Genomic DNA, 531 nt, shown 5'->3' with positions numbered 1-531 from the left:
CAGGATCGCGCTGACGAACCGTCCCGCACCATCGAACACGACGATCGGCTGGAAGCCGTACTCGTCATGGTGGGCATTGAACAGGCGAAGCTGTTGGCCTCCGTGCACAGCGTCGAAGGTGTCGTCAATGTCGAGTACGATCCGCTTCGGCACCTGCCGGAACGAGGCGCAATAGAGATCGACCATCGCCCGTCCCATCGCGACCAGCTCCCGCACGCCGGGTAGGTTCTCCAGCCGGCACAGCGTCGATTGCGACGCCAGATCCCGACCCGACGGCAGCGCATCCTGGGCCATCTTGAAGACCGGATCGCGGCGCAGCCGGTTGGCGTCGTTGCCGTCCTCGTAGCCGGCGGCGATCATCTTCATGCGAAAGCCGATCATGTCCGCCAGGCTGTGGACGACCTGGTCCGGGCAGCGCGGATCGTCGATGCAACGCGCCAGACGCTCGGCCACCCGCAACCGCTTTTCCACCTCGGCCAAGGCCAGAACGCCGCTGTTGGACGACAGCATGCCGCCGTCGAAACGGGCGAC

Annotated in this window: 1 protein-coding gene; it reads right to left on the bottom strand. The window is 65.5% G+C overall.

What is annotated here, in order from left to right; genetic code table 11:
- Positions 1-531 (bottom strand): transposase (locus tag NKH16_RS34955; protein ID WP_352903998.1); only part of this gene is annotated, 531 nt, incomplete at both ends.

The organism is Mesorhizobium sp. M1307, from assembly GCF_040318155.1.
Classification (GTDB): Bacteria; Pseudomonadota; Alphaproteobacteria; order Rhizobiales; family Rhizobiaceae; genus Mesorhizobium.
The sequence above is the reverse complement of the archived record's forward strand: the minus strand, read 5'-3'. Positions and strand labels throughout refer to the sequence as shown.